General features: G+C 51.9%; 23 protein-coding genes. 15 read left to right on the top strand and 8 right to left on the bottom strand.

Annotated features, from left to right (window positions below; genetic code table 11):
- The first annotated feature begins 202 nt into the window (after positions 1 to 202).
- Complete coding sequence (locus LJF34_RS25770; protein ID WP_231189020.1) at positions 203 to 370, top strand: hypothetical protein; 168 nt, start codon at positions 203 to 205, stop codon at positions 368 to 370.
- 145 nt (positions 371 to 515) lie between these two features.
- Here the strand turns inward: LJF34_RS25770 and LJF34_RS25765 are convergent, their stop codons facing one another.
- Together LJF34_RS25765 and LJF34_RS25760 are read right to left on the bottom strand one after the other, a co-directional pair.
- Complete coding sequence (locus LJF34_RS25765) at positions 516 to 683, bottom strand: DUF1931 domain-containing protein (protein WP_231189019.1); 168 nt, start codon at positions 681 to 683, stop codon at positions 516 to 518.
- 309 nt (positions 684 to 992) lie between these two features.
- A complete protein-coding gene (locus tag LJF34_RS25760) occupies positions 993 to 1,271 on the bottom strand; it encodes a helix-turn-helix domain-containing protein (RefSeq protein WP_231189018.1) in 279 nt (92 codons plus the stop codon).
- A 764-nt stretch (positions 1,272 to 2,035) separates the two neighbouring features.
- Here LJF34_RS25760 and LJF34_RS25755 point away from each other — a divergent pair.
- On the top strand, positions 2,036 to 2,656 hold the full coding sequence (locus tag LJF34_RS25755; RefSeq protein WP_231189016.1) for a thermonuclease family protein: 621 nt from the start codon (positions 2,036 to 2,038) through the stop codon (positions 2,654 to 2,656).
- A 1,027-nt stretch (positions 2,657 to 3,683) separates the two neighbouring features.
- Positions 3,684 to 4,601 (top strand): mechanosensitive ion channel family protein, encoded by a 918-nt coding sequence (locus LJF34_RS25750; RefSeq protein ID WP_231189014.1) that lies wholly within the window; start codon positions 3,684 to 3,686, stop codon positions 4,599 to 4,601.
- Positions 4,602 to 4,782: 181 nt separating this feature from the next.
- Here the strand turns inward: LJF34_RS25750 and LJF34_RS25745 are convergent, their stop codons facing one another.
- Positions 4,783 to 5,121, bottom strand: coding sequence for an SWIM zinc finger family protein (locus tag LJF34_RS25745; RefSeq protein WP_231189012.1), 339 nt, complete (start codon positions 5,119 to 5,121; stop codon positions 4,783 to 4,785).
- 313 nt (positions 5,122 to 5,434) lie between these two features.
- Here LJF34_RS25745 and LJF34_RS25740 point away from each other — a divergent pair, with 313 nt between their 5' ends.
- On the top strand, positions 5,435 to 6,199 hold the full coding sequence (locus LJF34_RS25740; RefSeq protein WP_231189010.1) for a hypothetical protein: 765 nt from the start codon (positions 5,435 to 5,437) through the stop codon (positions 6,197 to 6,199).
- Between the two features lie 194 nt (positions 6,200 to 6,393).
- Here LJF34_RS25740 and LJF34_RS25735 read toward each other — a convergent pair whose 3' ends face one another.
- Together LJF34_RS25735 and LJF34_RS25730 are read right to left on the bottom strand one after the other, a co-directional pair.
- Complete coding sequence (locus LJF34_RS25735; protein ID WP_231189008.1) at positions 6,394 to 6,585, bottom strand: SWIM zinc finger family protein; 192 nt, start codon at positions 6,583 to 6,585, stop codon at positions 6,394 to 6,396.
- A gap of 119 nt (positions 6,586 to 6,704) precedes the next feature.
- The gene (locus tag LJF34_RS25730) at positions 6,705 to 6,920 is read right to left on the bottom strand and encodes a helix-turn-helix domain-containing protein (protein ID WP_231189006.1); all 216 of its coding nucleotides are present in this window, start codon (positions 6,918 to 6,920) and stop codon (positions 6,705 to 6,707) included.
- A gap of 264 nt (positions 6,921 to 7,184) precedes the next feature.
- On the opposite strand from LJF34_RS25730, the gene LJF34_RS25725 reads away from it, so the two are divergent.
- From LJF34_RS25725 to LJF34_RS25700, 6 genes are all read left to right on the top strand, one after another.
- Positions 7,185 to 7,679, top strand: coding sequence for a hypothetical protein (locus LJF34_RS25725; RefSeq protein ID WP_231189004.1), 495 nt, complete (start codon positions 7,185 to 7,187; stop codon positions 7,677 to 7,679).
- Positions 7,680 to 7,735: 56 nt separating this feature from the next.
- Positions 7,736 to 8,116 (top strand): hypothetical protein, encoded by a 381-nt coding sequence (locus LJF34_RS25720; protein ID WP_231189002.1) that lies wholly within the window; start codon positions 7,736 to 7,738, stop codon positions 8,114 to 8,116.
- Positions 8,113 to 8,445, top strand: coding sequence for a hypothetical protein (locus LJF34_RS25715; RefSeq protein WP_231189000.1), 333 nt, complete (start codon positions 8,113 to 8,115; stop codon positions 8,443 to 8,445). The genes LJF34_RS25720 and LJF34_RS25715 overlap by 4 nt, the downstream gene beginning before the upstream one ends.
- Complete coding sequence (locus LJF34_RS25710; RefSeq protein ID WP_231188998.1) at positions 8,442 to 8,834, top strand: hypothetical protein; 393 nt, start codon at positions 8,442 to 8,444, stop codon at positions 8,832 to 8,834. The genes LJF34_RS25715 and LJF34_RS25710 overlap by 4 nt, the downstream gene beginning before the upstream one ends.
- Positions 8,827 to 9,696 carry a hypothetical protein gene (locus tag LJF34_RS25705; RefSeq protein ID WP_231188997.1) on the top strand — a complete coding sequence of 290 codons (870 nt, stop codon included), beginning with the start codon at positions 8,827 to 8,829 and terminating at the stop codon, positions 9,694 to 9,696. The genes LJF34_RS25710 and LJF34_RS25705 overlap by 8 nt, the downstream gene beginning before the upstream one ends.
- A gap of 689 nt (positions 9,697 to 10,385) precedes the next feature.
- Positions 10,386 to 11,822: an MATE family efflux transporter gene (locus tag LJF34_RS25700; protein ID WP_342765910.1), complete on the top strand. Its 1,437-nt coding sequence runs from the start codon at positions 10,386 to 10,388 to the stop codon at positions 11,820 to 11,822.
- Between the two features lie 189 nt (positions 11,823 to 12,011).
- Here the strand turns inward: LJF34_RS25700 and LJF34_RS25695 are convergent, their stop codons facing one another.
- The gene (locus tag LJF34_RS25695; RefSeq protein ID WP_231188995.1) at positions 12,012 to 12,227 is read right to left on the bottom strand and encodes a hypothetical protein; all 216 of its coding nucleotides are present in this window, start codon (positions 12,225 to 12,227) and stop codon (positions 12,012 to 12,014) included.
- Here LJF34_RS25695 and LJF34_RS25690 point away from each other — a divergent pair.
- Positions 12,216 to 12,512, top strand: a complete 297-nt coding sequence (locus LJF34_RS25690) for a hypothetical protein (protein ID WP_231188994.1) — start codon at positions 12,216 to 12,218, stop codon at positions 12,510 to 12,512. The genes LJF34_RS25695 and LJF34_RS25690 overlap by 12 nt on opposite strands.
- Before the next feature lie 360 nt (positions 12,513 to 12,872).
- Here the strand turns inward: LJF34_RS25690 and LJF34_RS25685 are convergent, their stop codons facing one another.
- Together LJF34_RS25685 and LJF34_RS25680 are read right to left on the bottom strand one after the other, a co-directional pair.
- The gene (locus LJF34_RS25685; protein ID WP_231188993.1) at positions 12,873 to 13,226 is read right to left on the bottom strand and encodes a hypothetical protein; all 354 of its coding nucleotides are present in this window, start codon (positions 13,224 to 13,226) and stop codon (positions 12,873 to 12,875) included.
- A gap of 60 nt (positions 13,227 to 13,286) precedes the next feature.
- The gene (locus LJF34_RS25680) at positions 13,287 to 15,848 is read right to left on the bottom strand and encodes a PAS domain S-box protein (protein WP_231188992.1); all 2,562 of its coding nucleotides are present in this window, start codon (positions 15,846 to 15,848) and stop codon (positions 13,287 to 13,289) included.
- A 212-nt stretch (positions 15,849 to 16,060) separates the two neighbouring features.
- On the opposite strand from LJF34_RS25680, the gene LJF34_RS25675 reads away from it, so the two are divergent.
- The 4 genes from LJF34_RS25675 (at position 16,061) to LJF34_RS25660 (ending at position 18,958) form a co-directional block, all read left to right on the top strand.
- Positions 16,061 to 16,231, top strand: coding sequence for a ribbon-helix-helix protein, CopG family (locus LJF34_RS25675; protein ID WP_231188991.1), 171 nt, complete (start codon positions 16,061 to 16,063; stop codon positions 16,229 to 16,231).
- Between the two features lie 1,536 nt (positions 16,232 to 17,767).
- Entirely contained in the window at positions 17,768 to 17,941 is a 174-nt protein-coding gene (locus LJF34_RS25670) for a hypothetical protein (protein WP_231188989.1), read from the top strand.
- A gap of 289 nt (positions 17,942 to 18,230) precedes the next feature.
- Positions 18,231 to 18,482, top strand: a complete 252-nt coding sequence (locus LJF34_RS25665; RefSeq protein WP_231188987.1) for a hypothetical protein — start codon at positions 18,231 to 18,233, stop codon at positions 18,480 to 18,482.
- Complete coding sequence (locus LJF34_RS25660) at positions 18,479 to 18,958, top strand: nucleic acid-binding protein (protein WP_231188985.1); 480 nt, start codon at positions 18,479 to 18,481, stop codon at positions 18,956 to 18,958. The genes LJF34_RS25665 and LJF34_RS25660 overlap by 4 nt, the downstream gene beginning before the upstream one ends.
- The last annotated feature ends 58 nt before the right edge of the window (positions 18,959 to 19,016 follow it).

Below are 19,016 nucleotides of genomic sequence, written 5' to 3'. Positions count from 1 at the left end.
CAAGTTGCGTAGGCGATTTCGTACTCACGGGTTTCTCCCTTGGCTTGTGAGAAGCCCACTTCCGCGCTGTCTCAGCAGCGCGGTGAAATCTGATTTCCCCGAGAGGAATGTTCTTCTCTCCTATTCTCTATAAGGAACTGGTTATAAAACCACAAATTCCGTGAAAGAATCTGTCCACGTCACGGGAAATGAAGAGGTAGATATGACAGAGAACGATGAGAGGCCACGCAATGAGAGCGGAGAATATGTCCAAGAACACACCGAAGAGGCCGTCTTGGAGATCATGAAACCGCTCGAACCCTACATGACGAGCGAGATCGCGGACGAACTTGGATGGTCGCGACGGTCGGCATGTAACGTTCTCACTTGACTCCATAAGAGCGACGAAATTCGAAAGAAGAAGCCCAAGGCGCGTCGTGTAATCTGAATTCGAACAGAATAGCAGTCAACTGCTAAGAAGTGCATTCCGAGCGGTGACAAAAAACAGATTACTGCTATAGTAAGACGATGCGCAGCTACAAATCGCGCGCTTGGACGGTTTTGCGGTCGTTCTCTTCGGCTCGTCGAGCAGCGTCCTCAAGAATCGTCTCAACTTCCTCATCGAGTGCATCGTAAAAGTCACTCGCCACATTCTGTCCTTCGAGCTGTTCTTTCACTGCTGCTTTGACAATCAAACTGGCCATACAAACGTTCAGACGGTATAATACTACAAAAGGGCAGTGGCAGAATAGTCGAAAAAAGACCAGTAATTCCGATCACTGATAACGATATCCTTCGAGTGATTCGTGAGTCCGAGTTTCTGGCAGTGACCGCTCGATGGGTGGCAGATGCGGTTGCAATGGAACGGCAACCTGTGCATCAGCGGCTCGAAGAGTTGCATGAATGCGGTGCGTTAGAACGGAGAAATTGAGTCTGCAGGTGGATTCCGGAAGAATAGGTACAATAGGTACCTTAGAGAGTGGTTGTCGGGTTTTCACGTTTGTTGTGCGTGATTAGTCGAAGGCAAGAGAATAGCAGCGTTTTCGTGCATCAGCAAATGAGAAGCGTGAGCTGACGAGATCGTGTTCTTCGAGTCGAGTGAGCGCGTAGCGAACCGTGCGCGGTGGGAGCAAGGTTTTGTCGGTGAGTTCAGCCTGCGTGAGCGCGTCGTCATTATATTCGAGTACTTTCGCAACCAGTTTTGCACTTGGTGGAAGTTCAGCAAGAACGTCGGTCGGCGGTTTTGTTTGTGGATCGTCTGTGTCTTCTGGAGCTTGTACACGTTGTTGCATTAGACGACAAATGTGGCTAGCAACTCAAGACACCGTTGATATGGCAGAGACATCTGTCGGGGTGAAACTGCTCTCCTCCGGCTATAGTTTTGATTGAGTGTGAATCCGAATACGAGGGATGGGATTCGCCCATGGACGCCTATACGAGCGGGTCTTAAGCCCACCACCGTTGGCCTGGCTTAGCAACCCTCGCTCACCGATAGATTACTTCGTTCGGAATAAGTGGTTTACTAATTATGAGAGGACGCTAAGAGATGGCTTCGTGTTGAGAGGAGTAGAGAACCAGTCTAGAAAACATAGTTTTATCTATTTCAACATCTTTTATAAACAACGTGATCTATTCGAAGATACCACTTGCGGTTGCACTTGCTCTAATGCTCGTCGTAGCAGGATGTAGTACTACTAGCGAAACAACAACAACAACAACATCGACAACATCTGTAGCCGATACTACGCAGTCATCAGCGATAACGCAAACATCAACAACCAAAACACCTACCCGAACACAGACCACGACAACATTAATAGCAACTTCGTCAACAGCGACGCAAACTAGTACAACCACAATTCAAACCACGACAGCGCAACCGACAACAATCACAACATCGGCGCCAACAGCAACTCCAACACAAACCACAGCGTCGACTCGGACACCAACGCAGACAACTACACCGGAACCAACTCCGACAACACAAGCAGCCCGTGGGCCAGAAAGCGGGACTGAATGGACAGTCACTGTCACCCGAGTCATCGATGGCGACACGATGGAAGTCGAGTTCCCGAACGGTGAAACCGACACACTCCGCCTTTTAGGAGTTGATACGCCAGAAACGACGTTAAGTCGAGTCAATCCCGATGAGTTCGAGGGAATCCCAGATTCGACGGCTGGACGCGACCATCTCTACGAATGGGGCGAGTGGGCAAGCCAGTTTGCGACTGACGAATTGGACGGGAAAACAGTCCAAATAGAGACCGATCCGGAAGCTGACCGACGTGGGACCTTTGGGCGGCTCTTGGTCTATATTTACGTCGATGGTGAGAATTTCAATCGTCAGCTGTTGACAAACGGATATGCCCGGTTGTACGAGAGTTCGTTCTCGAAACGAAGCGACTTCGAGACTGCTGAAGCGAACGCCCAGCAGAACGAAGTTGGATTGTGGGATTTTGACGAACCAACTTCGACACCCGAACCAACTCCATCGGCGACTGAAATGACCGAGGCGCCATCTGATAGCGTAGATATCCCACCACTGCCGTCGGATGGCGACTACGACTGTAGTCACTTCGATACACAGGAACAGGCCCAAGCCGTGCTTGAGCAGGATCCGAGTGACCCTCATCGGCTTGACGGCGATGATGACGGCGTTGCCTGTGAATCACTCTAAACGATTTCGACGGTATTTAGACACCTTCGTTGATTCCTCAGGAGTATAGTTGAGATAATATCGCTATTTTTCGAGAACAGATCATCAAGCGATTAACACACTGTTTTTCGCTACTGTAACAGTATTCTCAATCTCGATCAGGGCGCTAGAATTCACAGGAATGAGCTAGTGGTAGTACCGAGACTGGAGGTTAGTTGTTGGTGTGTTTGGAGCCCAGTCTGGAAACGCTGAATAATCTTCGACTGGTGTTCTGGACATGCAACGGGTACAATTGCCCCGTCTTGGACCGGGACTATGGATTGGGCTGCAGAGTATGACGCGAAGCGACAGCCAGGACATGAGATACCACCAGCGGGGTGGTGATGGAGAAGCGTCGCTGTGTCATCAGAGGTGAGTCCACAAATCGAACTGAACTGTTCAAGATGGTCATCACAACTGAGCACAGGAACTCGAAGCTGATCCAGAAGGAGAAATGACATGGCTTGCTGGCTAGCAGGGTCGAGAGCAGACTGACACGCATCACAATCAATCGCCGGGAGATCGTCGGTAATCTCCGACTGTGATTGTTGAAAATTTGCGGGTGACATTATGTAAGGTAGCAGGCTCCAAGATGGATAAATAATTGGGATCATTGCAGCAGTCATCTGCTCATTATCGGATTGAGAATATCTTAATTGTAGACGAAATATAACTTCGGTACATTCTTGTGACGACACTGTGTTCGAATGTGACGCATGGCACGCATCGTACAACAATCACACCACCAGACCTGGATATCCCGCGTTGATAGCACCTCCCAATACCTGTTCACGAGAGGGCAATGTCGATGATTCTCATATCGCTCCTCCAGTGGGTCGTTAATCAGTTTCCGGGTTCCGAGGGGCAGTTTTTCCTGTCACTCATTGTGGGTATCGGGTTCATCCTTTGTGAGTGGACACTCTGGAGACTTTCACGGGTTGCAAAGCGTGAATATCCATCTCGTCTGGTAAATGTTGGTCTACTCGTCACGAGTCTGATTCTCATTGGGATGAGTGGTAGTCTCTACGTCGTAATCTGGGAACAGACGCACCAAGCGGTCAAAGGTGTAGAAGCACTCGGCGCAGTCCGAAGGACCGGATTTCAGATCGTGCTGACACTCGGCGTGTGTACGGCAGCGTACGTAAGTGCTGGAATGGTCGATCGAGTTGTTGACCGGCTCTTACAACAGACCGAAGAGATCACACGCCACCAGGGAAAGGTTGTTTCCCGATTGTCTATTATTGGTGTATATGTCGTTGGACTTCTTGCTCTATTAAGTGTCTGGAAGATAAACCTTCAAGGACTATTTGTGGGTGCTGGACTGCTTGGTGCCGCAATCGGATTAGCAGCGAATGAAACGCTTGGATCACTGCTTGCTGGCTTTCAGCTCATGTTTTCTCGGCCGTTCGAGATTGGCGATTGGGTACAAATCGATGAGCATGAGGGGATCGTAACTGACATCACGATTTTCACGACTCGTATCGAGACGTTCGAAGGGAAATACGTCATGCTCCCAAACGACGTTGTCAGTAGTAGTACAATCATCAATATCGGGCGCAAAGGACGACTTCGACTCGGTGTTGAGGTCGGGGTAGATTATGAAGCTGACCCCGATCATGCGATGGCAGTTGCAAAAGAAGCAATGAAAGGTATCGACGATATTTTGGTGGTGCCGAGTCCAGACGTCGTTCTAAAGCAATTTGGGGATTCTTCAGTCCTTCTTGAACTTCGGTTCTGGATCGAAAAACCGAGTAGCCGCAAGAAGTGGCGAGCAGTGACTGCCGTGGTTCGAGCAGTCAAACTCGCCTATGACCGAGAGGGAATCAAAATTCCATATCCACAGCAAGAAGTGTCGGCGCGAGAGGAAGTTGGTGGCTTTCGGGTGATCGATGGCGAATCAACGATCACAATTCCTGAGCAAGATTAAGATATTGAAAGTGCTAAATAATATTAATTAATATTCTATTGAAACGGTGTCACTCGAGTAACAGGGCCCCAGACACTTTAGGAGAGTCATCAGACACATTATTTTCACTCTCTGTGAGCGTTCGCTGGGCACCATCGGACAACGTTGTTTGGCGAGACATAAATCAAAAAGGGAAACGGGGTTAGCAGCAGTCGGTGAGCGCGTCTTTCCGAGTGGCTTCCGCGCCACAGTCCTCACACGTCCAGTAGGTGTGATCGACCGTGCCGTACTTGTCATAGCCGGTGTACGGGCCACTAATACGCTCGTCCTCGAACGGGAAGGCCTCAAGCGTCCCATCGTCGGTTGCGTTTTCGACGGCAGCCATGTGCTTGCAGAATGCGTTGCGGTGGACGTGGTGCGGGCACGTGCAAGCCATCAGTTCCTCGGTCACGTCGTCGATGGAGACTGTGTACTGGTGGGCTGCGGGGTTCTCGTGGCTCTTATTGGTGACTTCAACGAGCCCGGGGGCATCCGAAGGCAAAATTTCGGCCTGTGCGCGTTGCTGTGCCGTCTCGTCAGCTTCAAGAGCACCGGACAGGTGTGTTCTCGTTATCGATTCAGTTACTCATGAATTTGTGCACACCTTCGAGTCGGTATCAGAGTTACGATGGATAACATAGCAATGGGGATCGCAGTTGGGCTGGTTCGGAGATTACAGTGAAATCGACATGGCGGTGAAACTAACCTCTGTTCAGCGAAGTGAAAACGGAAGGCTGAAAAGCTGATTAGCGGAAACAAACAACTAAGCTGTGCGCCCATTTCGAGCTGAAGAGTCGACCTACGAGCGATCCATTGTGATCGATGCAAGTACCGTAGGAAACGTTACTGTCACAGTTGCTGCGTATGCAGAACGAACGGACGAAATTGCGGTTCTCGACAGTCTGTATACCGCTGCTGATGGACACAACTTCTTCCCGTTTCGAGACAAATCCCACAATCTCAACCACGAGGACAGTATCCACCTTTTTGAAAACGCTATCGTTGCTAATGGGCATCGATTGAAGGCAACAGCTCATCTGGGACATGACGGTTCAGATCAAGAACGAATAGAGGCCGTCCAATCGGCAATTCTCGTCGAAGAACTGCAAACACCAGAAGCAATAGTGATTCTCGATGGCAACGAAGATAAGGCGAATCGATTTGGCAATGCCATTCGCGGGATTTCATCTGCCATACCACCGATTGCGACCTGCATTCAATCAGAACTCTACTACCCGACAGCCCTACTTGCGGATCTGTGTGCCAGCCATCTCGCACACACAATTGAACACCCCCGTCATTGCGCTACCGTAGAACCACCTGCACCAATCTCGAAAGAAGTGTATCACAACCACTGGGGCAAAGCATACAACTCGATGGTGAACTCATCACATCGGGTTACGACAGAATGTCTTGAACAGCGTCGTGCAGAAACTGTTAGTCAGCGTGTCTGTTCTTGGTTTGAAGGCTATATGGGTGGTGGGGAACCATATTCGTTTGAGCAATCCCTACAGCCGATTATTCGGTATGTACACGAGAATGGGTATGAAGAGCTGGCGATGCAACTCTCTGAAATTTAGAGACAGGTGCATTTCCTGTGCCCACGTCCGTCGTCAACGCCCATTGGTTTGCACCGCCGGGCTTCCGGGGCATGGTCACACAGGCTCCACGCAGCACCTCTGCGCTCATATATACACAAGAACTGATGGCATATAGACGTTTGGATGAACGACGGTATAACTGTGGGTTCAAACGATAGACAAGCCGAACGGGGTTAGTTCGGCAGTTCCTTCCGTCCCGTTCGCACGCACGGCCAGCACGGGAAGCCACCGAGGCCGTCACAGTCGCAGTCTTCGGGTTCGGTCTCGTCGTCCGATGGAAATGCATCGAGCGTCCCGTCGTCGGTCGCGTTCTCGACGGCAACCATGTGTTTACAGTAGGAGTTGTGTGGACGTGGTGCGGGCACATGCAGACCATCAATTTGCAAGTCATGTCATTGATTAAGATGACGTATTGGCAGTCTGTGGCGTTCTCAAAAGGAGAATAGACAGTAATTCAAATCTCTAATCTCGCCAAATCAAGCTATCAGCTTCGGTCTGGGACTTCTTCGGGGGCGAGTTCATATAATCCGCGGTGAATCTGCTGAACGACGTCCGCCATCTGAAGATCACGAAGGCGTTTTGAGATGAGTTGTCGACTTTCTCCTGTTCGAGTCGCGAGATAGCTTGGTGTTCCACGACCTTCGCGAAGAATCTCGATAATCTTCCAGTGAAGCTCGTCGAAGTTTTCTTCGTTGGCCATTCTATGAATAGTCATTCTTGGGCGATGGTTATAATATCTATTTGTTCAATCATAGTCGTTTCTGTTACAGTCTACATTTGTATTTACAACGTAAATACTAAGAGGATAGATCTCACACTACAAGTCAGAAGTGTGGTTCGCCTGAAAAGGCCGGTGCTGGCACACCGACCGCGCTTCTGCGTGCCACAGAAGCATGACTAGCAATACCCCTTCCGTAGAAAAACGCATCGACTACCAACCACCCTTCGACGGAGGACACGACTAATGGCGTCCTTCGACGAGAAACCCAACGGCGGGCTGCTCTCACTCGAGGCCCAATTCGGCGAGAAAGTTTTCCACCCCGTCAAACGCCTCGAACCCACACCCGACACCGCTACCCACGACCCAGACCAACCCACTCCAGATACCGACGAGCCAATCACCCGCGCGTATCTTGTCGAACTCCGCGTGGGCTTTCAAACCCGAACCAAGACCACCAGTCAAGAGCCCTACCTGTACTGCATCTACGCCACGCCGGACTGCCAGCAGTTCTTCGAACGCCGCTGCCCGATCGACTACGACGAAGAGGGCTTCCAGATTCCCGAGGATACCGACACCTACCGCTCGGTCGCCACCACCAAAACGGGCAATCCCAACCTCCCCTCGACACCACCGGGCGAAACCCACGCAGAAACCCGCGCACACTACCAGCGTATCCTCGCACGGTGCTATGGGATCGACGCCACTACCCACACCACCCCAACTGAGGTGCACGCGTAGATGCACCCCACAGAACGCCCTTCCCAGAGAGCGACAGCCATCAGAGGTGATGGGCGATGACCCGCACGTCCACCTCGATCACCGCCGAGGAGATCGAGAACACCTTCGAACGCTGTCCGGCCTGTGGCACCTACGCGGTGAAGATCACCGACTCCCATTACTGTGACAACCGCTTCACAAGCAGTCTCACCGACACCGAACGCAACCAACGCATCGCTGGTGACCCCTATCCTGGCGATGAGACGGTCGCTATCGTCGATCAATTTGTCGGCGACGCCTTCGCCTATCACGAACTCGATGCGGACAACCACACCCTCTGTACGCTGCATACCGACAACCCACTCGCCTATTGCACTCGCACAGAGGCACAAGACGACCAGTACGCACCCTGCCAGCTCTGTCAGCGTCTTCGCCAGAAACGGGAGGCCGAGCGATGACCGACCAGCGAACGGTCCTCGCACTGGCGTGTACGGATCCGATTCAGATCCACACCCAGAAGCGCACGCTCACGGGTATCGTCTATCAGTGTGAGCATTCAGAGCCCGCACTCTCCTGTCGTGGTCCCGAACCCGGTGAACACGTCCTGTACGTCGCCACGCCATCGAACGATCTGTACCGCCTGCAGTACCGCTACTACGACGCAATCGAACACACCGACACAGAACTCGATCATTACGGACGCACCCCCTCCGGCTCGTATGCTTGGTTGCGCACGTATGCCACGGTCGAGTGCATCGTCAGTCCGACGGGAGGTGAGCAAGCGTGAGTTGGTCTGCACCAACGCCGTTGAATCCACGCAATGCCGACTCGCTCGTGACACACCTCTCACCGAGTGACTGCGTTCGTATCACGACCACGGAGTTGCCACGGACGATTTGCACCGTCAAGGAGACAAACGCACCGACACACTGTGGACCGCATCTGGTTCTGACGGCTCCACCGATTACGACGACGGCACAGGACGACATTCAGCAAGCCACCTTCCACTGCACCAGTCAACCCGATTCCGCCATGACTGTTCTCGAGTACACTCACACCGCCACTGACACGACTACCCGTTGTATCGGTTCGCTCACCACCATCGCCCGCCTGCCGCGCCTCTCGACGCCAGCAGAGGACACTGTGGTTTCAGTGGAGGTGCCTGCCAATGAGTGACTCCACTACGTCCGGAGCGTCCAGTGTTCTCGATGACAACGACGTCTCGATCAGTGACCTCGCCAAGCACATCCGGTCACTTACTGACCGTGTTGACGACCTCGAAGCAGAAGTCGCCGAGAAAGACAAGCGAATCGATGAACTCGAACAACGAGTCGATGCCAGAGAAGACAAAGCAGCCAAAGCGAAAGCCCACAGAAAGGCACTGGCCCGCAAAACGCAGTCCTGTGGCGAATGTATCGATGAGTTGCAAGCTCGCGAGTTCGAGAAAGGTGCACACTTGCTTGCCGACAACGTCGACAAAGAGCGGATCACTGTCGATGGCAATAAACTCGAACGCATCACGAAAGACGACGGTAACACCTATTTCCGTCTTCCTGGTGAGGAAGACGCGCTCGGTCGCGGTGGTGCCGTCGCCCATTCGACAGCGGACCTCCTTCCGATTCAGCGACTTTCCCGCTATGACGACGAGATGCTTGCGTCGGTCACGAATCGGAAGCCCGACGAACTCGCAGGCAAGGTGTGGCGCGAACGCGATGAAGCCGGTCGCTACTCACTCTGGTCGACCGGCAGTGGGGAGATCCGAGCTTACCTTGATGCGTCAGAGCTGGCTGATTGGATTCGGCTGAAAGAGTCTGGTGTGAGCAAGAAGTACAGCCAGGAACTTGCCCGGCGGACGATGGATGCGATGCACGAACTCTCGAATGGCCGTCTCGGGAAGATCAAACGCCAACGATCCAAAGACGGATTGAGCTACCAGGAGACGCGTCTCGTGCTTAAGTCGGACGTCGAGTTACCTGGAGAAGTGAACAGCAAAACGACGGACGACAGTCCGACCACAGACGGGGTTGCCGGAGAGTAGCGTGGTCGGGACGAAAACACGCCCGAGAGGGACACGAATCTAACACGAACACCACTACGAACGCGGTTGTGGACGTCCCGAATTGACACAGTTTGGAACAGACGCCGTACGGCTACTTGTGAGTACGGCAGTTGTATCGGCATCTATCGGCTAGAAACCAGCAGGAGGGGGAGAGGTTGTACCGGCCACCGTGTCTGTGGTCAGAACCGCGTCTGAATCGTCCGAGATAGCTATCATCAGTGGAACAGAATGGAAACAAACGACGATATTTGTGGGTTCTGTTCGTGAGGTAGTACGAGGGCGACTAACTGCCCTTAGACCCCGTCACCGATATGTAACAACGACTGCAACGGCACCCACGTGTTCAGACGACAGTGGTGGACCAACGTAAATATATTAGTCACAGCTCGAAAACGTCCAGCGAGCCGACCGCGAACCGCCAATATCGTCCGGGCAGAGATCGACGTCTCGTAGTGCTTCACGTGTCGCCCACATCTTCAGTTCTTCGTATCCGCAGTCGAGTGACTCTTCGACGCTCGTTGATTTACGCAAGTACAATCATATTGTAGACTACTCTCAGAAGACGGGTATATATTGAGATCTCTTCTCAATCATGAATGTTTGTTAGATTGTTTCTCAATGCCTCACAAGTGATTTATACACAACTGCCATATGTCGCGGTACGTTCTGTGGAACTCAAATCATACAATCCCGTGAGAGGTGTTCTCCTTCAGGTTGGCCATTTGTTGGCTGCGCTAAACCTGATCGATGAGCATCGAGTCTACCACACCACTCGACTTGCATGGCCCCGGATTATCACCGGTGTTGCTCGAATGTCGAAATCAGCAGCGGATATCGCAATGGTCGGACTAGCAGTGGGTCCTGCGGCAATTGCAGGTATCGGCTTTGCGTCACCGCTCTGGGGGCTCGCCTTTTCGTTTGGTGGGGGGATCGCAGACGGCACAATCGGACTGATCTCACAGCGGTTTAGTACGGACCGATATGACGAACTCAACCGTATCGTCAAGACGAGCACGTTTTTAGCGGTTGCCGTAACGATACCGCTGGCACTCCTGCTTTGGTTCCTCCCTCATACCTTGATTTCACTTGTTGGCTCCGATAGCCTTGCAATCAGATACGGGGCCAGCTATCTCCAAGTCGTTGCACTTGGGATCCCCTTCGCAGCAGTGAATCTGATCGGAAGCCGAACGCTCGTCGGTGCTGATAACGCACGGATACCGATGCTCCTCCGTGCTGGTGGTGCAGTGGTAAATATTAGCATTAATGCTGTTCTAATATTTGGACTTGGCTTCGGGGTTCTCGGTGCAGCGATCGGAACGGTGGTTAGCACAGTCCTCGTGACGATTCTCTTTGCTTGGGGATTCATAGCTGGGAGCCTTCCACTGATCGGGGCATTCCCCGTGACGATTACTCTCGATGGTCCACATGTCGATCAGCCGCTCATGCACCAAATTACGGAGATTGGAACACCACTCGTTCTGACGAACCTTGCTCGAACCGGAGGGCGGCTCCCCTTGATTGCCATCGTTGGCCTCTTCGGCCCGAACGTTGTTGCTGCATTCGTCATCGCGCTTCGGATTCGAGCACTTATGGATACACCTAGCTGGGGATTGAGTCTTGCTTCGAGCAGCCTCGTCGGACAAGCACTTGGGACTGGTGCCGAACGGAAAGCCGAGGGATACGCGAGAGACGTATTCCGATTCACAGTGGCTGTGTACGTGCTCATTGCAATCGCTGTTGCTGTGTTCTCCCATCCTATCAGTCGAGTGTTTGTCAGTGATCCAGCCGTTCTCCCAATTGTGAAGAACTTGATTTACGCAACCTGCGTGAGCGTCATTTTCTATGGTGTGATCGGGAGCGCAACTGGTCCACTCCGTGCAGGAGGGGACACCCGGTGGCCATTCTATGGACAGACGTTGGGTTTGTATCTCTTCGCCCTTCCCGTCGCGTACCTCGGTGCAACGACCTCCGTCGGGCTCATTGCCCTGTCACTCACCTTGATCGTCGAAACTGGCATTCCAGCGATCGTAACGTATTATCGCTTCGATGGGGGCCACTGGAAGCGAATCAGTCGTTCATATAGACCAACGACAGCAAATGATTAACGTACCAGTTGATCACTGCATCAACGAACTCAGTGAGTCAATGAACTCGAAAACTATCGCACCGAGGCGTCGAAAGAGCGTGCCCAGGATCGACAGCAGCTCAATAGTCTCGAAGAGACGACCGAGACGATACAAGCTAATGTCGACGAGCTCACCGATGTAGAGGAGAAGAATGCACAAGTTCGGGCGTCAGTCTCGCGTATAATCAACCTCGTACGCGATTACGAAACCGAAGAGAGTGTTGACGATGACTCTCCGAACCTCGCCGCGGAAGCAACCAATGCAGGCCGTCAGCTCTTCGAGACGATTCAGCGTTCGGAACAGAACACCGAACTCGTCAACTTCCGCGAGAAGCGCGCTGAGAGTCAGCAAGTCGAGGACAAGTATCTCGATGTGCTTGAGCATGCGAAGAACGTCGCCAAGACGAACGACGTGATGGTTGCACGACTTGGATATCGCGAAGTCGCGACTCACTACGGCTGTGCGTACACAAACGATGGCTATCGGGTGATGGAGGAGATGGCCGAGCGTGTGCCCGGTGTGACCTACAAGGAATCCCGAACGCTGTGTATGGACGACGCAATGGGCGTTGGAGGCCGCCACATTGAGATCACGTTCGCCCACCCCGACTTAGCTGGATGGATGCGAGCCCACGAAGCGAACGCCGAAATGGAGAACGGAGGGCGCTGATTATAGCGTTGTAATCACGGGGGTTCACAGAACCCCCATTTCGGCGGCACCACCACAAGAGATTCACACCGCATTGCCGGTGACACATGGTGGTACTAGTGTTTTGGGTACGGTGGAGTGCGTCTATTTCTGCGTCTATTTCTGCGAAATGGAGGGGGTCGCGTTCGCGATCCCTCTCTATTACAACGGTGTAATCGGCGGTACAGTTTGGCGACAACCGACGGTAAGGACCGAGTATGTAATCGACGACCGTACAGTGTCCGTGTAGCCAACACACAGACCTCATGAGTGCAACTCTTGACCTACTGTAGAACGTATGTTCTCTCACCCAAATTTACCATCAAACGAGTTGGAAAAGAGTTAGATTGGGTATTCATCGCTGGGAGCAACCTTGAGAAGGGTTTCGAGTCGAGAATCACCCCAATAGCGTACTGTTTCACTCCGCTGATCGTATTCAAGCACACCAGCATCCGCTAATCTTGGCAAGTGATTGTGAAACAACCCGATTCTGACCCGTTCACGGTGCTCAGCCGAGGGGTTCTTTCTCTTCAAGCCCGAAGAGACAATATATTCAACGAGGTCGTCAACGCTGGCGCGATCGGTCGTCTTCTGATCGAAATACGTAATGATTGCACGACGCTGTTCATGCCCCAACAGGCCTACCACCTGCTCTTTGGAGAGATTTCCTGAACTTGTCGATTGTGGTGTACTCATGGAGCCTAATTGTGTATCACTTTCAAAAAGCAGCTTTCCTAAACAGTTAGGAACGACGTGCTATTCCACTGGTTCTGCTTCTCCGAAGAACACTGCCAAGAGCTTACGTTCGCTCGCTCTGAGATGCTGGTGGAACGTCGGTGCCGAAACCCCGAGCGAATCTGCAACTTCTTCGCCAGTACTCTCACGCGGCCACTCGAAGAAGCCTGCATTATATGCCGCGGTCAAGGACGCCTGCTGGCGGTCAGTTAACTGGTCCCTCAGGCGCGCGTGCTGTCTTCTGAGCGGTGGGAGAGAACGCTTTACCTCCTGTTTCGCTGTAAGACGAGCCTTCGGATAAATTGACTGCACAGCATCCGTGAGCGCTCGGATATCAGTATCAGCAGGCGCCTCAGCAACAAGTGATCCCCTCCCTTCAGTCACCTTCGCGTGTTTGATGCGGGCACCTCGTTCGATGAGAACTTGTGGAGACGTCGATGCTCCCATAAAGACGATTTCAAGCAAACTGGTCTCCGCCTCTGTACTGATACAGCGGGCTTTTTTAACAATCGACTGGTGGCGTGCCATCTCGAGAAACGACTCGACTGGAGCATTCTCTAGTGTGATATAGTAGAGGAGTTCTTTGTCCGTTGAGGGAACGAGATCTTCGAGGGTGATCGAGCACTGTAAGTCAGCAGATGCAGTGACAAAGAACGCGGTCGTCTCGGTGAGATCGAATGTAAGCTCATAGTGGCTATCCGTATGGAGGAGCTTTTTACTCTCTGCGGCATGGATCGCGTAGCCAATTGTCTCGCCTAGTTCCTCGAAGACGACTTGTTCTCGTTCACTGAACGCATCAGACCGGGACGCATGGATGACCAACACACCATACGTCGTCTCACCATAGACAAGCGGGATACACAGCACAGAGCAATAGCCACGTGCTAGTGCTTCATCTCGCAATGAATCGGGAAATCGGGGATCAGATTCGATCGATGTGATGAGTTGTGATTCCTGAGTCCGCATTGCTTGGGCAGCACCGCCAGTGCTCGTCTCGGCCGAATCCGTTTCGTCAAGGAGATTGAAGTAGTTCGAATCAAGGTTTGCACCGGTGCGGGGCTCAATTCCGCCACTCGGTAAGGACCGTTCACCGATGAACGCGTCCTGGTAGAGATCGGACGCAGCGAGTCGTTCACAGACGCTGGTCTCAATCTCGTCCCGCGTTGTCGTTCGAACCAACGTTTGGTTGACCTCGCGAATGAGTCGGTTGATTCGATTCAGTGTTTCGAGGCGATCATGCTGCTGTTCGATAGCGTTTTCGCGCTCTTTTCGTTCGGAGATGTCCTCGCCAACCAAGACAATATATTCGAGTTCGCCATCTGGCGACCAGAGCGGTGCAGCGTTGAGTGAAATCCACAATCGCTTTCCATCCGCTCGCTCAAGAATCGCTTCATAATCATACACTGCGGACCCAGTCTCGATGACTTCTGCCATTAAACCGTTGTTCGGATCGATGGGTCGATTCTCGGAATCATACAGGGTAAACGCATCATCCAAGGTAGAAAGACTCGTCAACTGATCGACTGAAACCCCAAGGATCTCTTCGACTTGTTCATTCGCCCGGACGAGTTGCCTATCCGGTGTGAAGACACCAATTGCAATCGGACTTGTTTCGAGAATTCGTTCAGTAAGATCTCGTTCCTGCCGCAGCTCTTCTTCCCATTCTTGCCGTTCAGAGATATCACGGAAGATGCCTTGTATGACTGTTTTCCCGTCCAATTCAGTGACACCGGAACTCACTTCGACAGGAACGCGAGAGCCATCGTCGTGAACGACGTGTTGGTCCATGTCGTGCCGAATCACACTCGTTGAATCACCGCGGACACCACCACGTTCGACGTGCTCTTGGAAGTTTGCAGTATACTGCTCGGCCTGTTCAGGAGGGTGGAGCTCCGACTGGTGTATCCCACAGAGCTCATGCGGTGGTTTACCCATGAGCGAGACGGCAGCCTGATTGACGTCCTCGATCGTCCCAGTGTCAGCGTTCGCGATAAAAATCGCGTCAGGAGCGGTTTCAACGAGTTTTGCGTACTTTTCTTTGGTATTCTTGAGTTCTTTTTCTCGCTGTTTTCGATCCGAGATATCACGGATAATCGCCGTAAAAAGTCGCTGTCCATCATACTCATGTTCATAAAACGAGAACGCCAAGGGCAGCTCGGACCCGTCCTTGTGCAATCCAACTCGTTCAACGTACTCATGATCGAGCTCCTGTGTGTCGTCGTGAACCTGTTGCTGGAACGATGTACGGTAGGCATCACGATGGCGCTCGGGAAACAATTCAACCATCGATCGACCGATGAGAGCATCCTCAGACCAGCCGAAAAGGCGTTCAGCCGCCTGATTTGAGAATACGATTCTCCCACTCGGATCAAGAGTGAGAAACCCATCGAGTGCGTGTTCGACAAGGTCACGAAAGAAGGTGGTTTCAGCATCGAGATGCACCGCGAACTCTTCGGTATCTGTATTGTGATCAGGTTGGTGAGTCATGGTGGTATGCGGTGGCGTAACACCATTCGATGAAGGAATGAAGAGCGAGGACCGATATAACATTTCGGATGCTTTCGCCCCCACTGTCCGAATCATGGATGGTTGGAAACTAGATAGATAACAACTGATTTTCATCGATATAATTTCCGTCCTACCCCCGCCATACACACAGAATCGGGATCGTATGTCAGTGGTGTTTGTAGCAGTTCGAGAGTCGCAGCCATCCATGGTCACATATGAGAATATGTCCGTAAGCCAGACGAGCGTCTGACAAATATATTTGTGGCTGGCATCCGTGACATTTCTCAATGGATCAGGATTTCCTCGGTATGGACTCGGTCACGCTCGAATTCACAGCCGAGGAACTCGAGCAAATCGATGACATTGCATTTGCTCACCATCGGGAAAACCGTGATGCAGCAATCCGTGACCTCCTTGATCAGTGGTTAAAAGATCGTGATAATGAGTCAGGTAAGTAGGAGAGAGATCATAAAACATCGAATTCGACGATTTCGGTCGACCCACAGGTTGAACACGTTTGCTCGGTGGGCTTCAGCGTCGTTCCACAGCGTCGACATTCGTAAATGAGGTCATCTCCGTCAGCTAACCACTGCCGCACTGCAGTAGAGAGTGACATAACCTTTCTGTTCTTGCTATCCTCGATAATAAGTATTTGTCCCTTTTATTGCCCCGTTTTAACAGGGACACCAGCCATTTGAGCCACAATCGCGAGTGTCGCTTACAGTTCGGATAGAGCATAATAGCTACGCCCAATAGCACTGGACGGATATACCAATTATAATGTATTTATTCACACATGCATTGAGCTATTCCGGTAGTCATAGAGGATAGAATGTGGAGCTTTTCAGCGCAATAGCATAAACCGCATTTATGATTGGCGTGAACTACTGTGCCTTTTGAGACGTTCTAAACTGTAACTTATGCCGGTTGAGAATTAACAGAAACAACCTCAAGCAAATCTTCGAGTATCGTGCCATCACGATAGCGAATATCCTTGTTTCGCCGATCGTACTCGATAACCCCGTGTAGTCCTCTCGTTGCTTCGAAACCCGATTCGTGATTACCAACTCATTCGGATCGACCGCACCCCGTTCAAGGCGATCAACCCACGTCCGCAATTCCTCACAAACCGCTTCCGGATCCCGATACGCATCCACTGCTCGAATCAACGCTTTCTGCGCTTCGTCGATATACGACGGCGTACTCCGCTGACGGCACTCGATGCCCCGATACTTGTACTCGTCCTCACCAGCGACTTATCCGAAATACTTCGTTAACGCCCCCGCATCCGAATCACACAACGGCACAAACGATATCCAGTCGTAGTGGGCTTCATGCTCAAGCCGAATCTCTACCTGCTTAGAGATCTCCGAAACAAGCTCTGAAAGCGACGTCTGTTTTTCTTCGTCGATTGGCGTCACCCACACACTATCGACGATGCCATGTACAATCCTCTATCCATTCTCCTGAAACCTTAGCAGGTGATAGCCTGTTGTAAGAAGATGATCTCCCTGTCCTATCACAGTGAGTACCCACTCCGAAATTGCTGATTCGTACTGTTCGAAGCGACGGATTTGCAAATACGATTACGAGGCTCTCACTGGAGAATAGAGCAGTGTGAGCCGTTTTCCACCATCCATATTCATGCACGATTGATGACCAGTTTCATATATCATTGGTAACATGAAACGAGCAATTGGCGTCAAATGCCGTAATTAGCCGGAAGAGGGCTGAAATCGGTGTATTTATCTTTTCCAGAGATCGAAATCAGTTGCAAACACGATTTTACACGCTGAGATCAGTCCTCCGTTGTTATATGCAATTTTAAGACCGTTATATCGCCTTTCGCACCTCGAAAATCGTCCAAAGAAAAGGGTAGGTACGAAGAGCGAACAAGCAGGTGAGACGAGTGGGTATCCACGGAAACTCAAAGATCACTGAAAATCACAGAATAGTCAGTTTCAGAGTATAGATCAAAACAGCCGATGGATGCGATGCACGAACTCTCGAACGGGCGTCTTGGAAAGATCAAGCGCCAACGGTCGAAGGACGGATTGAGCTACCAAGAGAAGCGTCTCGTCCTCAAGGCCGATGTCGAGCTGCCCGGTGAAGTGAACAGCAAAACGACGGACGACAGTCCGACCACAGACGGGGGTGCCGGAGAGTAGCGTGGTCGGGACGAAATCACGCCCGAGAGGGACATAACTCTAACACGAACACCAACGCAAACGCGGTTGTGGACGTCCCGAATTGACACAGTTCGGGACAGACGCCGTACGGCTACTCGTGAGTACGGCAGTTGTATCGGCATCTATCGGCTCAAAGCCAGGGGAGGGGGAGAGGTTGTACCGGCCACCGTGTCTGTGGTCGGAAGCAAGTGATTGAGTCTATCGAGTTGGTTGGTGTCGAACCACGACTGTCGATGATATTTAAGTGACGCAACCCATACTCTGTACTATGGCAGCTGAAATCTCCGATCGTGTCCGTGAAATCGCCGATGCACGAGGTGTCCCTGAGTCGGAGGTTTTCGAGCAAGCCCTTGAACTCGGGATCGCGGATCTGTGGGAGAACGTCGTCCTCGGGAAATATATCGACGGTGAGCTATCTCGCGAAGAGGCAATCGAATTGGTTGGACTCGAAAACGTCCAGCGAGCCGACCGCGAAGCAGCAGCCGTTGAAGATGATGTTGACTGGGGTCTCAACGCGTGACGATTGTTGCGGTCGCGGATACAGGCCCACTTATCCACCTTGCAGAAATCGATGCACTCGACTTGTTGACGGCAATTGACGAGCTACTGATCCCTGATACAGTGTATGAAGAACTCGAAGAAGGGGGAATTCCGACGGAGCTCTCAGATCTTGAGTGGGAACGGATCGAGGTTGTGGATCCTATCGAGAGCAGTGCTGAACTGGACGCAGGCGAGCGAGCGGCACTGGCAGTAGCTCATGAACGAGAAGACACCGTCTTTCTTACCGACGACCTGGCAGCACGAGAGTTCGCTCAAGACCAAAATATCGAAGTCCACGGCTCGATTGGTGTTATCGCACTCGCGTATCATCGAGATATCGTACCCAGCAGCGAGGCTGCATCACTGATGCGGAGCCTCCAGACAGAGACGAGCCTCTTTATTACTGATGCAATTGTGGAACGCGGAATCGAACTGCTACAGCCGAATTCTGAGTAAACCGCGAATGCAGGCCGTCAGCTCTTCGAGACGATCGGACCACGTGCCAACCCTAAAT

Origin of the sequence: Haladaptatus sp. DYF46 (assembly GCF_021083305.1) — an archaeon.
Lineage (GTDB): Archaea > Halobacteriota > Halobacteria > Halobacteriales > Haladaptataceae > Haladaptatus.
This window is presented reverse-complemented; position numbering and strand designations above follow the sequence as displayed.

What these genes read in the sequence shown, in the direction of transcription:
- LJF34_RS25770 (WP_231189020.1), top strand. Translation starts at nt 203, where the DNA reads ATGACAGAGAACGATGAGAGGCCACGCAATGAGAGCGGAGAATATGTC.
- LJF34_RS25765 (WP_231189019.1), bottom strand. Translation starts at nt 683, where the DNA reads ATGGCCAGTTTGATTGTCAAAGCAGCAGTGAAAGAACAGCTCGAAGGA.
- LJF34_RS25760 (WP_231189018.1), bottom strand. Translation starts at nt 1,271, where the DNA reads ATGCAACAACGTGTACAAGCTCCAGAAGACACAGACGATCCACAAACA.
- LJF34_RS25755 (WP_231189016.1), top strand. Translation starts at nt 2,036, where the DNA reads ATGGAAGTCGAGTTCCCGAACGGTGAAACCGACACACTCCGCCTTTTA.
- LJF34_RS25750 (WP_231189014.1), top strand. Translation starts at nt 3,684, where the DNA reads ATGAGTGGTAGTCTCTACGTCGTAATCTGGGAACAGACGCACCAAGCG.
- LJF34_RS25730 (WP_231189006.1), bottom strand. Translation starts at nt 6,920, where the DNA reads ATGGCCAACGAAGAAAACTTCGACGAGCTTCACTGGAAGATTATCGAG.
- LJF34_RS25725 (WP_231189004.1), top strand. Translation starts at nt 7,185, where the DNA reads ATGGCGTCCTTCGACGAGAAACCCAACGGCGGGCTGCTCTCACTCGAG.
- LJF34_RS25720 (WP_231189002.1), top strand. Translation starts at nt 7,736, where the DNA reads ATGACCCGCACGTCCACCTCGATCACCGCCGAGGAGATCGAGAACACC.
- LJF34_RS25715 (WP_231189000.1), top strand. Translation starts at nt 8,113, where the DNA reads ATGACCGACCAGCGAACGGTCCTCGCACTGGCGTGTACGGATCCGATT.
- LJF34_RS25705 (WP_231188997.1), top strand. Translation starts at nt 8,827, where the DNA reads ATGAGTGACTCCACTACGTCCGGAGCGTCCAGTGTTCTCGATGACAAC.
- LJF34_RS25695 (WP_231188995.1), bottom strand. Translation starts at nt 12,227, where the DNA reads ATGCTCAAGCACATCGAGATACTTGTCCTCGACTTGCTGACTCTCAGC.
- LJF34_RS25685 (WP_231188993.1), bottom strand. Translation starts at nt 13,226, where the DNA reads ATGAGTACACCACAATCGACAAGTTCAGGAAATCTCTCCAAAGAGCAG.
- LJF34_RS25680 (WP_231188992.1), bottom strand. Translation starts at nt 15,848, where the DNA reads ATGATTCGGACAGTGGGGGCGAAAGCATCCGAAATGTTATATCGGTCC.
- LJF34_RS25675 (WP_231188991.1), top strand. Translation starts at nt 16,061, where the DNA reads ATGGATCAGGATTTCCTCGGTATGGACTCGGTCACGCTCGAATTCACA.
- LJF34_RS25670 (WP_231188989.1), top strand. Translation starts at nt 17,768, where the DNA reads ATGCACGAACTCTCGAACGGGCGTCTTGGAAAGATCAAGCGCCAACGG.
- LJF34_RS25665 (WP_231188987.1), top strand. Translation starts at nt 18,231, where the DNA reads ATGGCAGCTGAAATCTCCGATCGTGTCCGTGAAATCGCCGATGCACGA.